The sequence below is a fragment of the Zhenpiania hominis genome (genome assembly GCF_014333425.1).
Classification (GTDB): Bacteria; Bacillota; Clostridia; order Peptostreptococcales; family Anaerovoracaceae; genus Hominibacterium; species Hominibacterium hominis.
In genome coordinates, this window is record NZ_JACRYT010000005.1 from 149604 (window position 1) to 164115 (window position 14512).

The window sequence follows — 14512 nt, forward strand, 5'->3', positions numbered from 1 at the left end:
AAACAGGCGGCATATCACGGGAATGCCGCCTGTTTTTCTGTTCTAACCTTTCAGAAAATCTTTAAGCTCTCTGTTGAATTTTTCCGGATCTTCCAGAAACAATCCGTGGCCGCAGCCCGGGAAGATTACAAGCCGGCTTTCTCCGCCCAGATGTTCTTTCATATATTCCCCGTGGGAAGGTCCGTAGAGGAGGCCGTCACCGCTGTAGGTAAGGAGTACCGGGATTTTGATGGTTGGAAGAACATCGCGGAAGTCTTCAATAGCCATAGCGATCCACATGTTCATCATACAGTGAGGCGTGTTGTCGAGCGCCTGCTGCGCAACCCATTTGAATTCGTCCGACTTCTGGTCATAGTCTTTGGCGAAGACATTTGGGATAAACAGCTTGGCCGCGAATTCCCAGCTAACGGCGATGGCTGCCATAAACTGCAGGTTCTGTACGATATCGAAGGTACAGCTTTGTCCTAGCTTCCACTCCGGATCGTTTAACAGTTTTGGCGTCATGTCAATGAAACACATTTTTTTGATATACTGGCATTTGAATTCTCTCGCGTAGGCAAGAAGGGTGCTGGTTCCCATAGACCAGCCTACCACGTATACCTGATCCAGCTTCAGATATTCGATGAGTTCATGCAGATCGGCGGCAAACCGGTTGAGATTCATGCCGCGCTCTGTGACTTCGGAACGGTCGGACTGGCCATGTCCCCGGAAATCATAGAGGATGACACGGTAATTTTTCGCGAATTCGTCTACCTGATACTTAAAAAACTTGTGGTTACAGGACCAGCCGTGAATAAAAATCAGAGGCTCGCCGCTTCCATGCTCTTCATAATAAATGTTACAGTTGTCTTTTGTGGTAAAATAAGCCATGTTCGTTCGATTCTCTCCTTTCCTTTTTTAGTGTCGGTCCACAGCGAGAAAGCGGCTGCGGACGATGATTTGTTGTGATGCTAACATAAATTTATTATATGCTTTTTTGTTTAAAAAGTAAAGCGGGTGTGGTATGATAGACAGAGTTTGCGGAAAAGAAAAAGAGGAGAGCGATATGGCAGCAGTAACTTACGAACTGATAAAAAAGGACGCGAAAACGAAAGCTAGGCGGGGCAGAGTCACGACGCCTCACGGCACCATTGAAACTCCGGTATTTATGCCGGTAGGCACCGCGGCTACGGTAAAAGCCATGCGGCCGGAGGAGGTAAAGGAAATGGGGGCGGAGATTATCCTTTCCAATACCTATCATTTATATCTGCGGCCGGGACATGAGATTGTCCGGGAAGCGGGAGGACTTCACAAGTTCATGAACTGGGACCGGGCGATTCTGACAGACAGCGGCGGCTTTCAGGTCTTCAGCCTGGGAGATCTGAGGAAAATCACAGAAGAGGGTGTCGAATTTCGCTCTCACATTGACGGATCAAAGCACATGCTTTCTCCGGAAAAATCCATCGAAGTGCAGACGGCTCTGGGGTCGGATATTATGATGGCCTTTGACGAATGCGCGCCTTATCCGGCGGATCGCGGCTATGTAAAAAATTCTCTGGAGAGGACAACCAGGTGGCTCCGCAGGTGCAAAGAAGCTTGGAACGATCGGGAAAATCAGGCGCTGTTCGGCATTATGCAGGGAGGTATGTATAAAGACCTGCGGAAACAGTCCGCGGAAGAAATCGTGGAGCTGGATCTGCCGGGATACGCCATCGGAGGCCTCAGCGTAGGTGAGCCAAAAGAGCTGATGTGCGATATTCTCGATGATTGCGTGGATTATCTGCCTGAGGACAAGCCCAGATATCTGATGGGTGTGGGAACCCCGGATTATCTCTTTGAAGGTGTAGAGCGGGGCGTGGATATGTTCGACTGCGTGCTTCCGACGCGTATTGCCCGCCACGGAATGGCTATGACCTCAGCAGGGAAAGTGAATATTAAGAACGCCAAATATGAACGGGATTTTACGCCGCTGGATCCGGAATGCGACTGCTATACTTGCAGGAACTATTCCAGGGCATATCTGAGGCATCTGTTCAAGAGCAACGAGATTTTGTCAGCTATGCTGCTTTCCAATCATAACCTGCATTTCCTTATTAACCTGATGAGGCAGATCCGAAAAGCCATTGAAGAAGATCGGTTCCTGGAATTCAAGCGGGAGTTTTATGGGAAATACGGCGAATTTTAATCTGCAAGCGGCGTGGGAGCGGTTTTTGTAGCCCTTGTGGTTCCTGAGGCTCTGAGGTTCCGAGGCTCCAAGGGATCTACGGACTCTGCGGGCAGCGGATTTATCAACAAATGGGAAATTCTGCGAGTTGTTGATATTTTTATCAGGGGTTTCGCCTGCTGCGGCGTGGGAAAAAGGTTGCGGCCGCCTGAATTTGGAAAATGGAGCCTGGAAACCCTTGAAAATTTGGAAACAAATTGGATTTTGAGAGAATTGTTTCTATTAGGAACAGTGGGAGGGATAAGCTTTCCAAATCTTCGGTTAAGGAAAGAAAAGAAGTGTGTGTGTAAAAGAGGAGAGACGTTATGAGCAGGAAAGTTATAAAAATGATCGGAAACGGTCTAAAGCCAATTGAGGAGCTGGTGCCGATATTAATTCGAAACCTTTCTGAAGAGCTTGTTCTGAAAAGTATACGGCAATATGATGATTGCAAAGTTGGGCTGGTGGTAATGGAAAAACTCTATTTACGAACCGGAAGCTATGTAAACCTGACAGTCCTGCTTGTAGAAACAAGCAAAATACAGACTGCGCAGATTATCGGTTCCGGCGGTGGAAATGGTGTGTTCAATCTTTCGTGGGGAACAAATTCTAATTTTGCGGAGTCCGCGCGATCCGTCTTGGAGGAGTATGGCTTTACAGAACAAAAGGGATCGTAAGCAGACAGGAGAACGTGTAAAGGAAAAAGACGTGTTTCGATAGAGGCAAGAGGAAGGATGAATTGGAGATGAAAAACGAATTTGAAATCTGTAAGCACAGTGAGTTCTGCGGAGGGTGCGTATATCAGGGCGTTTCCTATGAAGAACAGCTGAAAATGAAGGAGGGAGAGGTTCGCGGCCTGCTTGAGAAAAAGGAAATCCGCTGCGGGGAGCTTTTGCCCATCGAACCGGCTCCATCCCAGTTCGAATATCGGAATAAGATGGAGTATACCTTCGGCGATATGGAAAAGGGCGGCGAGATGACCCTGGGAATGCACCGGAAAAAGCGGTTTATGTCCATTGTCACAGTGGATGAGTGTCAGCTGGTGCATCCGGACTTTAATAAGGTGCTTCGGGCTACGCTGGATTTCTGCCGGGAAAAAGGGTATTCCTTTTACCATAAAAAATCCCACAAGGGGATGCTCCGCCATCTGATTGTGAGAAGAGGCGTGCGGACCGGCGAACTGCTGATTAATCTGGTTACATCGACAGAGCCGGGGTTTGACGAGGAAGCTTATGTGGAAATGCTCCGGGGGCTTGCGCTGGAACACAAAATCGTCGGCGTGCTCCGCACGTTTAACGACCGCCTGGCAGACGCGGTTTACTGCGAGGAACTTTCGGTTCTTTGGGGCCGGGATTATTATCTGGAGCAGATTATGGGGCTTGAATTTAAAGTCAGCGCCTTTTCTTTCTTTCAGACCAATGTGGAAGCGGTGGAGCATCTGTATTCTTACGCGGTAGGGCTGATCGATAACTTTGAGGGAAAGGTGGCCTTCGATCTGTTCTGCGGGACGGGAACCATCACCCAGACGCTGGCGAAAAAAGCGAAACGGGCTGTAGGCGTAGAGCTGGTTGCGGAAGCAGTGGAGGCGGCCAGAGAAAACGCGGCGCGAAACGGGCTGGATAATTGCGAGTTCCTGGCGGGGGATGTGTTTGAGGTCCTGGAGAATCTGACGGACAAGCCGGATGTGATCGTGGTAGACCCGCCGCGGGTAGGCATTTCTCCCAAGGCGCTGGACAAGATTATCAGTTACGGGGTGAAGCAGATTGTGTATGTGTCCTGCAACCCGAAGACTTTGGTGGAAAATCTTTATTATCTGCAGTATTACGGGTATGAGACGGTGAGTTTGAAGGCGTTTGATAATTTTCCGAATACGCGGCATACAGAATGCGTGGCGCTGCTTTCGAAAAAAACGGGGCGAGGCTAGGGGCGGCAGAAGATAGATATTTCGGCGAAAGTATATTGCTTGATAAAACAGTAACAAAAAAGTGGCATTGCATTTTTTAACGAGATGTAATGCCATTTTGTTATAAATACAGATTTTATTAAAATGGACAATTACATTTAATAATACTCTCTGGTGTTCAAACTTTATTCTTGGCATAAATGTAAATTTGAAAAAGCCCGGAAATACGCCGTTTCTGGCAAGTTAGTTGTCCTTTATTTACATATTTTTTCTGCAATTTTTAGCTTCATTATTTGCGATTGTCCTTTTGAGAACTTCAAGGGGGTGGTAGGTTTCTTACAAAAAATGGCGAAAGTATATAATCTTATGGCAAAAATACAATTTAACGGAAGGGAGAAATACAAAGATGGGGATAGTGGCAATTCGTTATTATAATGTATGGTTTTATTTACACTTACAATCGGAATTAGATGTGGTGAAGTTTTCATATTTATCGAAACGTATAGAAGCAGGTGACAGTTTTAGAATGAGAGATATATATAAGTGGTGTGCTATGCAAAAAATAAACTATAGAACAAAGTTTGTATATAGAAAAGACTTTCCAGTAACAGCAAATTTCTGGAATTTTTATTCATACATACGTTCGAAAATCGAGAATGGCATATCTAAAAGAATTTCTTAGAATTTACATTATGAGAAGTTTCAGGATGGAACTGTGAAATGTATTGAGGATGAGATACCATTTGAAATGCCGGAGGGCTGGGAGTGGTGCCGAGTTCGGGATATTGCTTCTGTCAAAGGAGGTAAGCGGCTTCCAAAGGGAATGAGTTTTTCTCTTTATAAGACTTCTCATGCATATATTAGAGTCACAGATATGAAAAATCATGCTATAAATACAGATGATTTAAAATACATTTCAGAAGATGTATTTTTGAAAATTAAAAATTATACTATTTCCAAAGATGATCTTTATGTTACTATTGCAGGTACAATTGGCGTCGCCGGTGAAGTTCCAGCAGAACTGGATGGGATGAATCTTACTGAAAATGCTGCAAAGGTTACCAATATACAAATCAACAAATCCTTTTTGTGTTTGTTGTTGCAATCAGAATTTGTTCAGCAACAGTTTAAAGGAAAAACACATCAGGTTGCCATGCCAAAGCTGGCATTAGAACGTATTTTATCGACTTTGATTCCTGTTTGCTCTACGGAAACACAAGCAGCTATAGTTAAAAGATTTTGCAAAATAGATCAGTTGATAGATCTAATTAGTAAAGAAAAGGATGCATTGACAGATACTGTTTCTAAGACAAAATCTAAAATTCTCGACTTGGCTATCCGTGGACAGTTGGTTCCACAAGACCCTAATGATGAACCTGCTTCTGTTCTTCTGAAACGTATCAAAGCAAAAAAGGAAGAACTTATTAAACAGAGGAAAATTAAGCGGGACAAGAGGGAGTCCATTATCTTCAAAGGTGAGGATAACTCTTATTATGAAATAATATGTAATAAAGTAAATAATTTGGATGATTCTAATCTTTTTGATTTGCCAGACAATTGGTGTTGGTGCCGTATGCGTTCGATTGCAGATGTAAAAGGTGGGAAACGCTTACCGAAGGGCTGTAATTTCAGTGATACCTCAACAAATCATGCCTACATCAGGGTAACAGATATGAAAAATCGAACTATAAATACAACAGATTTAAGATACATTTCTGATGAGGTTTATGAACAAATTAAATCATATATAATTTCTAAAAATGACCTTTATATTACCATCGCAGGTACAATTGGCCTGGTTGGAGAAATACCTGATGAACTTGACAACATGAATTTGACAGAAAATGCAGCTAAGATCTGTAACATAAAAATCAATAAAAAATATTTATTATATATACTGTCGAGTCAATTTGTACAGAATCAATTTCAAGAAAAAACACATCAAGTAGCAATGCCTAAATTAGCATTGGAAAGGATTTTGACCACAATCATTCCTATTCCGCCATTTAAGGAACAACTTCTAATTGTAAAAAAAATAGAGGAAATTTTATGTAGAATGGATGCAATAGAAAATTGTACATACTAATATTACAGCCGTCCTTGTCATACGGACGGCTGTGCTTTTACCATGTTACAATTTTATCTACAAGAGCTTGTTGCTCGCTTGATGTACGGCGTAGATAAATACGAGTTGTTTCAATACTTTCATGTCCCATCAGATCAGCCAATAGAGCGATATCATTATATTTCTCTAAAAAATTTTTGGCATAACGGTGTCGAAAAGAGTGTGGATATACCACTTTTTTATCCAGCCCGTATTTATCGGCATAATTTTTAAGCTGCTGAGAAATACCACGAGTAGTGATCCGTTCTCCATAGCGGTTCAAAAACAAATAGCCGGAGGCACGGTTTGTTTCCTCCAGCCATTCGATGGTCTCTGTTCTTAATTTTTTCGGTATGTACAATCTGCGTAGTTTACCTCCCTTTGTATACAGATCGAAATATCCAAGTTCGACGTGTTCAATTTTGATCTGAATAAGTTCGCTGACACGGGCACCGGTAGCAGCCAGATACCAGACCACGAAGTACCACTCCATATTGCCGTCCTTTTTAAGCTGCTTCTTCAAAAAGTTGTAATCGGCATTGCTGATCACATTTTCAAGGAAGTTCTTCTGCTGAACCTTTACAGCTTTCAGTTGCAGCTTATCCTTTCCCAGATAGACCAAATACTTATTCATAGCCTGAATGCGGAGATTTACCGTCTTGGGCTTATAAAACTCCATCAGATACCCTTTGTACGCCAATAGATTTTCTTTGCTGACTGCATCGTAATGTGCATGGTAGTATTCCACCGTCCACAAATACGATGTGATCGTGTTTTCGGAAAGATTGCTCTTTCGCAGATGTTCTTCAAATGTGCTATGCTGCTTCATAATAAGCGGCCTCCTTATAATATTTTCTGCGGTTTTCCGCACAAATATTATAAAGGGAATATGTAACTTTCTCTTATTATGAGAAGCTTGGAGAAGATGTGTGTTGTATTGACGAAGAAATACCATATGATATTCCTGATTCATGGGAGTGGGTGCGGCTGAAGAATTGCTGCATTAAGGAAATTCGTCGTGGAAAATCGCCGAAATATACAACGAAAAGCAATACTCTTGTTTTTGCACAAAAATGTAATACAAAATATAATGGCATCGATATCGGGCTAGCATTGTATCTGGATGAAAGCACATTAGGCAGGTATCCAAATGAAGAATATATGCATGACAACGATGTGGTTGTGAACTCTACAGGTACAGGTACTTTAGGGCGGATTGGATTGTACAGAACAACTGATAACATTTCCGGTTTACCGATAGTGCCGGATTCTCATGTAACCGTTATTCGTGGATTTCGTAGTATTCGAGCATTTTATCTGTACATATTTATGAAGGCAAACCAAAGTGTGCTTGAGAAAAAAGGTGAAGGTTCTACAAATCAAAAAGAGTTAAAACCAATAACATTGAAAGAAATACTGGTGCCAATGCCGCCAGCCTCCGAGCAACAACGAATTGAAAATGCTATAATTACTGCATTTTCCTTTGTTGAAACAATAGAAAAGAGCCTTAATTGAGGCTCTTTTCTATTGAGATGAGAAAGCTCGTCAACATAGCCATTTGTTTAACTACTCTTGCTTGATAAGCCCTTGGGGGCACTGGCAGAATTAAATTTAGGATATCTTCCCTTGATATTCCGGGGATAAGTCCTTTTGCGACGTTTTTTATGGCGCTGATATGGAAAGCCATACAAAGAGCGAGATATTCTGGATTGAGTTCGAACGTGTTGCGTATCGCCATGATTTGTCGTGCAATATGAGCGTCACCAAAATTATTGAATGCCATCTCACCGATAGTTCCCTTACAAGTGAGTAGCAAATCTCCAGTTTTGGTTATCACTTGTGGTGATGTTGTCCATCTCACCAATTCGACCTTACCGTTTGTGAAATTACTTGCTCCCGTGATATACGGAATTCCAACTCCTTCAGCATTGTATTCAGAAGACGCAAGATCTCGTCCAGAGATAAGTTCCCACATTTCTTTCAGTCGAACAAACACCCATCCATCTGGCAATTCAAAGGGGATTTCGCCATCTATATTTACGACTGTATTGCCGACCTTCTCATAATAAGAGTTATCCTCACCTTTGAAGATGATAGATTCCTTCTTATCACGCTTGATTTTACCCTGTTTGATGAGTTCTTCTTTTTCTGCACGGATACGTTCTAAAAGTACAGAGGCAGGCTCATCATTCGGATCTTGCGGAACAAGCTGCCCACGAATAGCAAGGTCGAGAATTTTAGATTTTGCTTGCCGTATGATTTCTTCAAGATCTTCTTTTGCGTTTTCTATTCTAATAATAAATTCAAATATTGAATTTATTTTCTGAATAATTCGAGTTTGCTCATTTCGGGGCGGGACAGGTATCAAATATTGCGAAATATAATCTTTTCCCACACGTTGCTGCCCGACTGCTCCTGAAAAAGTATGAACGCCTCCCTGAATAAAAGAATCCATTTTAGCAATCCATAATAAATATTCATTTGAAATTGTATCATCAAGTGTTCTTAATATATGAAGTTCAGTTGTTCCGGCACCATAACCATTAACCAAATCTTTAAAAATGACTGATTTCCTATTTTCAAAACATGGTGTTATTTTAGCAATGCCGATATCATTTTCTGCAAAATGAGTAAAACCACTTTTAACTTTACTCCAGGTTCGAATTTCATAGGTATACATATTTGTATATCCTTCAGAAATCAATGACATAGGGACAAAAGATACCTCTAAACTATCAGAAATATTATTTCTGGGATTTATGATACATATCGATCCTATTCTTGTCCATTCCCAGCCCGCTGGCACCTCAAACGGTATCTCATCCTCAATGCATTTCTCAGTTCCATCCTGAAACTTCTCATAATGTAAATTATCTTCTCCAACATAGATTATAGAATCATTTTTTATGTCTTTTTTCTTTAGTTTTCCTTCCTTGACCATCCGGGCTTTTTCTTCACGGATTTTTTCTAATAAAACAGAGGCAGGCTCATCACTGGGATCCTGCGGTACAAGTTTTCCACGAATAGCAAGATCCAATATCTTTTGGCGTAATGCTTTTGTATCCACTATTCTTCAACCTCCCCGATCAATTCTTCCAGTTGTGCTACGGCTTTTGAAATATTTTCAGATTTAGTTTTTATTAAATCCAAGAGTTCTGCCAGGGTATAATCATCGGTCGGATTATCAGCTTTGATCCATGCGATATCTAAGCTTGTTTTGTCACGAGCCAAAATTTCTTCATAAGTATATTTTCTCCAGCGGCCATTTGGATTTTCTTCACTATAGGTTTCTTGGCGCTTTGAAAGGTCTCCACCTGCATAGCATTGCTCGAATTCTTCGAAGTCTGATTCTTTAAGAGGGTTTGTTTTTCCAAAGGAGGGCATATCTGTCCGGAGATCATAGATCCACACCTCTTTTGTATTTCCGTGGTCAGTCTGTCCTCTGGTAAAAAACAGTACGTTTGTTTTTACGCCTTGGGCATAAAAAATACCTGTGGGTAAGCGAAGAATAGTATGCAAGTTGCACTTTTCCATAAGATCGCGGCGTATTTTTTCACCGTCACTATCTGCAAACAACACATTGTCCGGAAGTACAACAGCAGCACGGGCAGTGCCAGTTGTTTTTAGACTCCTATAAATATGCTGGAGAAAATTAAGCTGTTTGTTGCTGGTCGGGAATGTGAAATCGTCACGAGTTGCACGTTCACCACCTTTTTTTGTTCCGAATGGAGGATTTGTTAATACCACATCGTATCCTTTTAGCTGCTTTCCAAAATTAGAAAGCGTATCTCCAAGATAAATAGGACCATCAATATCATGGAGCATTGCGTTCATTAAGGCCAGACGGTGTGTATCGTGAACAAGTTCACAACCGGAAAAAGCAGCAGTGCGCTGGAATTCTTGTAAATCAATAGGCAGATCAAAAAGGTTGTCCGTATTATTCTTTATATATTGGTCTGCAGCAATCATGAATCCAAAAGTACCACAGGCGGGATCATTGCAACGTTCTCCGGGCTGTGGAGAAAGCAAACGAGTCATGACGTTGATTAGTACACGAGGAGTGAAATACTGTCCGGCTCCAGATTTTTTTTCGTTTGCGTTTTTTTCCAAAAGCCCTTCATATAAATTGCCAAGACCTTCCTCTTTTGCAGAATACCAATCAAACTGATCGATGGTCGTAATAATTTTTTCCAGATTCTTCGGTTCTTCTATATTTGTTTGTGCACCCTGGTAAATTTCACGAACCCGCCCAGTACAATTTTCACCTAAGTATTCCAGCAATTCTTTATAAAATTTCTTCAGTTCCAGTCCTTGTTTCGTAATGAGATTATCCCATCTGTATTTTTCCGGGATAGAACTTTCACTGTTTGTTTCTTTACACATTTTAAGAAACAGGATATATGTAAGCTCTGTTACATATTGATGGTAAGTAATGCCATCATCCCTAAGAACGTTACAGAGATTCCATAATTTTGCTACAAGTTCCTGATTATTCACGCTACTGTTCCTCCATCCTCATACATATATTTGTTAATTTCTGTAATTATATCGTGCAATTTTCCACCAAAGCGGCGATCTATATTGGAAAAGCCACCTGCATTGCGGAATGCACCAACTTCGAAAATTTGTTCGTCCAGAACGGATTCCTCTAACAAGACTTTTTCTATACGCTTCAGCCAGTCTAACTGATTTTTATTAAAAGTGTGGTTGAGGCGTAATTTGGCAAAAGCGTGTTTTACCCTTTGTTCATGACTGATTAGTGTAGAGCCGATAGCCTGTTGACGTATAAAAGCAATAATATCTGCGGCAATATCCTGATTTGTCATATCATTCCATGCAGAATTTAATTGCTTTTCTGTAAAGTCGTGACGATCAAGTTCTAATAATAAAGTTTTTAAATCTTTACGAGTCAACTCGGTAGGCTTTGTACATACAGTTTTTAATGCAGCAATTGAATTCAAATTATTTTGGATAAATTCACGGAAGGATTCTATATAATCTTCCGGTTTTTGTCCTGTACCGTAGCCTCTTGTATGACTGATGACCTTATCATCATGGTCATCAATGATACGTCCATGTTTACGCTTGCTTTTATCATAATCTAAGACTGAAAATGCTTCTCTATGTTTAAGAATATGTTCTTTTGCCTCATTGGCAGACCAATGCTCTAATTTGTGTGCAAAGGAAGCAAGATCATTACCGTCTGATAAAGCCATAAACTGTTCCAACCCTTTTTTGCTTATGTTCCGGCGTTTACGTTGCAATTTGGCCACGATTTGATCTATCTGGTACGCAATCTGATCTTCTGAGGTTAGAATTTCCAACCCTTTTAATAAATCTTCAAAACTTGTGGTGGGATTAACCACTACAGGTTTCATATTACTAACATCTTGCAATGTTTCATAAACGCCGACAGGATCGTAGATTTCAAAATGCGTTTTTTCAATTTCAGGGCATAAGCGGGTGGCTCGTCCTAACATCTGCTCGAAAAGAATACGAGATCTGATCCGGCGCATAAAAACCAGGTTAGTTATTTCAGGGACATCAATACCTGTTGTTAACAGGTCTACAGTAACAACCACTTTTGGGTTTTGTTCATTTTTAAAACGTTTGATGGCTTCAAGAATTTTCTTTTTATTTCCGCCTTCGATGCTACCAGTGATTTTCATAACTGCATCATTTGCCACGCCTCCTTCACTGTAAATATTTTTTAAGATTTTTACAATAAGATCAGCATGATCATCGTCAACCGCATAAATCAGTGTTTTGCCAGGGCCATCAGGATTAAAGTCCCAAGCAATCTCCTCAAAAACAGCACGGTTAAATTTTTCTGTCACAACTTGACGATTAAAGGTATCTATATCAAATTTCATATCATCTTCCAGTTCATCACTATTTAGAAGTTCGCCAGAAATAGGGTCATAGATAACCAAGCTATCGCCTTTTTTGTATTGGATCCCTTCTGTTCCCAGACGTGTGCGGATATTATGAGGAGCATCGTGGTCAACGAGATATCCATCTATGACAGCTTCACGGTAGGAATAGTTAAAAATTGGCTTACCAAATATTTCAGTTGTATGTAGAGCAGGTGTCGCTGTCAGAGCAATTTTTACCGCATCAAAATATTCGATGACTGTACGATATTTGCTAATGTAATCGTCTTGATTGCGGTACAATAATTCGGAATCACTCATATCTTTGTCCAGAGCGTATCCACGATGAGCCTCATCAACAACGATTAAATCATAGTCAGTTACAGAAGGCATTGTTTCATCTTCATTAAAAAGGATTTTCCGAACAAGACTTTGTACTGTAGCAACCTGAAGCCTTGTCTCTGGGTCAATATCCTTATCATCCAGCCCTTTGATGGAATAGATGGAACCGAGTGTCATTAATTCTTCCAGCTTTACCTCTTTAAATACATCCATAGCCTGTTCACCTAAAGCATTCCGATCAACCAAGAATAAAATGCGCCTAAAGCGATTGCTACGAATAAAGCGGTAAATCATTCCAAGTATAGTACGGGTTTTCCCTGTTCCAGTAGCCATAGATAAGAGGACATTTGTTTTGCCGTTAATAATAGCCTGTTCTGCAGCTTCGATAGCCTGAATTTGATAATCTCGCAGATTCAGCCCATCAGGATCTCGTAAAAAGTCGTACGGAGCATTCGTAAGTGTAGCATTCGCACTTTCTATATCTTTTTCTAATAATTCCATAATGCCCTGTGCGCTTATCCATCCCTGTAAAGCTTTGTCTGGATTTGTGTTTTTACGAACATCACGGAACCATATTCCAGATTTGGTTTCTATTTGTTTCAGGTATTTTCTTCCGTTAGTGGCAAACAAGAACGGTACCTTATACTCACCCCAAGAGGAGATTATATATTTTTGGTGTTCATTACGAATCATTTTTGCGTATTCGGCGCACTGATAAGAAAGAACAGAAGGAATGTCTATGGCAGCCTTTTTTGCTTCGATAATTCCCACCATCTTTTCACCAATAAAGAGTGCATAGTCAGCATAGCCAAATTTTCCTGTTGTGGAATCGGTAGGCCATTCGGCAATGGCTATATTGCGACCCTTCTGGGGACGTGTTCCTTTTGGATAACGAAGATTGTTTGTATCAGCTTCCCAACCGACACGCCGCAACTGATCGTCAATAATAATACGTGTTTCTGCCTCAGATAATTCCATATTTTCAGAGACAGATTCCGCTTTTTTGGTTCTTTCTTTTATGGAACTATTGGATACGGACGTTTTAACAGTATCTACTTGCTTCATCAGTTCTGCTATTTTAGCTTCTTGTTCTTTAATTATAGAATCATAATCGGGCTGGATGGTCTCCGCGGGCATAGCAAAAGCAGGTGCCGTAAAATCCCAATCACCGTAAACTTCCATAAACCAGACTGCGAGATTATATGTAAGAGAAAGCAGGGTCTTGGAGTCATCTACGGAATTAATATATTTGTGAACAGCATCATTTCTGTTTTTCCGAAGAGCATATAATATATCATCTATTTTTTTAGGAATTAACCTTTCGCGCTTCAGAATACGGATTCTGTGGGCATGTGTATTGTCATAAGATGGCTCTGAAAGTTTTTCAAAAGCAAAAATTTCATGAACCAATCGTTCCCCAAACATTCCTAATTTGTACATACATGAGTTCGGATCTGAATATAAATAGTGTTCTGCCGTTTCACCGATTTGAGCGAGTGCAGGCCAATATTTTTTTAAAAAATAAAAATTGGACTTCATAATATTCCTCCTCAATAGTCATGTTCCCATAATAAAAAAATATCAGAAGTTGGTAGGCAAAAAATGGAAAATTATTGGATACATGTCAAAAAAATATTTTTCATCCGGAACGAGTTCCATAATGTCACAAAAATCTACATTCAGAGCTGTACAAACCCGAATTAAGACGTCAAGACTTACATTTTCATTTTTTGCCAGTTTGGAAATAGCGTTAGAAGAAAGAAAAGCCATTTTTGCTAGTTCGCCTTTCTTAATTTCTCAGTCAATCATTAATTTAAACAATTTTTTATAACTTACCTTCAATGAAGCACATTCAAAGACAGGATTTTCTTTAATTGTACCAAAACTTTTCTATATCTACAACATAACATTGGCGTTTGCCAGGGAAATCAAGTTTCAGAAAATACTGATGCAAGCAAGAGTGGATCGAGCAGACAATCCAGCATAATTTTGGAAATGGGACGTTTGGATTTCTCCTTTTCTTTGTACCGTTTGATGAGATTCAAAGCCATCTTCCGAAAGACATTGAGCTGTTCCTGAACCTCTCTGGTTTCTACTCTACAGGAATC

At 40.7% G+C, this 14512-nt stretch carries 12 protein-coding genes; 5 read left to right on the forward strand and 7 right to left on the reverse strand.

Annotated features, from left to right (window positions below; translation table 11 throughout):
* Positions 1-42 precede the first annotated feature (42 nt).
* Complete coding sequence (locus H9L42_RS07235; protein ID WP_187302721.1) at positions 43-870, reverse strand: alpha/beta fold hydrolase; 828 nt, start codon at positions 868-870, stop codon at positions 43-45.
* 175 nt (positions 871-1045) lie between these two features.
* Here H9L42_RS07235 and tgt point away from each other — a divergent pair, with 175 nt between their 5' ends.
* The 4 genes from tgt (at position 1046) to H9L42_RS07255 (ending at position 6171) form a co-directional block, all read left to right on the forward strand.
* Positions 1046-2164 carry a tRNA guanosine(34) transglycosylase Tgt gene (gene tgt, locus H9L42_RS07240; RefSeq protein ID WP_187302735.1) on the forward strand — a complete coding sequence of 373 codons (1119 nt, stop codon included), beginning with the start codon at positions 1046-1048 and terminating at the stop codon, positions 2162-2164.
* Positions 2165-2508: 344 nt separating this feature from the next.
* Positions 2509-2859, forward strand: a complete 351-nt coding sequence (locus tag H9L42_RS07245; RefSeq protein WP_187302722.1) for a DUF6054 family protein — start codon at positions 2509-2511, stop codon at positions 2857-2859.
* 68 nt (positions 2860-2927) lie between these two features.
* A complete protein-coding gene (rlmD, locus tag H9L42_RS07250) occupies positions 2928-4106 on the forward strand; it encodes a 23S rRNA (uracil(1939)-C(5))-methyltransferase RlmD (protein ID WP_187302723.1) in 1179 nt (392 codons plus the stop codon).
* Between the two features lie 694 nt (positions 4107-4800).
* A complete protein-coding gene (locus H9L42_RS07255) occupies positions 4801-6171 on the forward strand; it encodes a restriction endonuclease subunit S (RefSeq protein WP_187302724.1) in 1371 nt (456 codons plus the stop codon).
* Between the two features lie 37 nt (positions 6172-6208).
* On the opposite strand, the gene H9L42_RS07260 is transcribed toward H9L42_RS07255, so the two are convergent.
* Entirely contained in the window at positions 6209-7018 is an 810-nt protein-coding gene (locus H9L42_RS07260) for a tyrosine-type recombinase/integrase (protein ID WP_187302725.1), read from the reverse strand.
* Between the two features lie 98 nt (positions 7019-7116).
* On the opposite strand from H9L42_RS07260, the gene H9L42_RS07265 reads away from it, so the two are divergent.
* Positions 7117-7704, forward strand: coding sequence for a restriction endonuclease subunit S (locus tag H9L42_RS07265; RefSeq protein ID WP_187302726.1), 588 nt, complete (start codon positions 7117-7119; stop codon positions 7702-7704).
* Here the strand turns inward: H9L42_RS07265 and H9L42_RS16815 are convergent.
* From H9L42_RS16815 to H9L42_RS16820, 5 genes are all read right to left on the reverse strand, one after another.
* Positions 7697-9256, reverse strand: coding sequence for a restriction endonuclease subunit S (locus tag H9L42_RS16815; protein ID WP_207734940.1), 1560 nt, complete (start codon positions 9254-9256; stop codon positions 7697-7699). The genes H9L42_RS07265 and H9L42_RS16815 overlap by 8 nt on opposite strands.
* Positions 9256-10686 carry an N-6 DNA methylase gene (locus H9L42_RS07275; protein ID WP_187302727.1) on the reverse strand — a complete coding sequence of 477 codons (1431 nt, stop codon included), beginning with the start codon at positions 10684-10686 and terminating at the stop codon, positions 9256-9258. Before H9L42_RS07275 ends, H9L42_RS16815 begins: the two co-directional genes overlap by 1 nt.
* Positions 10683-13943, reverse strand: coding sequence for a type I restriction-modification system endonuclease (gene hsdR, locus H9L42_RS07280; RefSeq protein WP_187302728.1), 3261 nt, complete (start codon positions 13941-13943; stop codon positions 10683-10685). Before hsdR ends, H9L42_RS07275 begins: the two co-directional genes overlap by 4 nt.
* Before the next feature lie 42 nt (positions 13944-13985).
* Entirely contained in the window at positions 13986-14198 is a 213-nt protein-coding gene (locus H9L42_RS07285; protein WP_346726296.1) for a helix-turn-helix domain-containing protein, read from the reverse strand.
* A 134-nt stretch (positions 14199-14332) separates the two neighbouring features.
* A partial coding sequence (locus tag H9L42_RS16820) for a hypothetical protein (RefSeq protein WP_465270650.1) occupies positions 14333-14512 on the reverse strand: 180 nt, incomplete at its 5' end.